The sequence below is a fragment of the Bartonella sp. AD328YNZD genome (assembly GCF_042196425.1).
In genome coordinates this window covers 1-658 of the sequence record NZ_JBHIQG010000760.1, presented here as the reverse complement: position 1 = coordinate 658, position 658 = coordinate 1, and the positions used below count along the sequence as shown (strand labels likewise).

General features: G+C 42.1%; 1 protein-coding gene. It reads left to right on the top strand.

Going from position 1 to position 658, the window contains the following annotated elements; genetic code table 11:
- Nucleotides 1–260 precede the first annotated feature (260 nt).
- On the top strand, nucleotides 261–658 hold a 398-nt coding region (rplJ, locus tag ACFIO3_RS14880), incomplete at its 3' end, for a 50S ribosomal protein L10 (RefSeq protein WP_375704758.1).

Genomic DNA, 658 nt, shown 5'->3' with positions numbered 1-658 from the left:
TAGGTTGTACCGGAAGAAATTCCGGAATATCCTGTCCGAGATTGTAGGTGATACTTTTAAGTATCTTAATCAAAAAAGCCTGCATGAGACTGGGGTAAAAACTGAGAGTTAAAAGACTTAAAGGGTTTGAGCCAAGGTTGCCTTTGAACGCTGTGCGTGAAAAAGGGGACAGGATCCTCATCGGTGACATGAAGTATTTTATGTTATCAAAGGTAACCAACAGGTTTGTTCTAAGCAAATCTGTTAAATGGAGAGAGACAGTGAATAGAGCGGAAAAACGCGAATTTGTTACATGGCTTAACGAGGCTTTTCGGAAGTCTGGTTCTGTTGTTGTTGCACATTATTCCGGTCTGACAGTTTCACAGATGAATGATCTGCGTTCGAAAATGGGTGAAGCTGGCGGTGCCGTTAAGGTCGCCAAAAACCGTCTTGCTAAAATCGCTCTTCAGGGCACGGAATCTGAATCGATAGTGGGTTTGTTTACCGGACAAACACTTATTGCTTATTCAGAAGATCCAATCACAGCACCAAAAGTTGCTGTTGATTTTGCGAAAAGCAATGACAAATTTGTCATCCTTGGTGGTTCAATGGGTGCAACAAGTTTAAGTGTAGATGCTGTGAAGTCATTGGCTTCATTGCCTTCATTAAACGAGTTGCG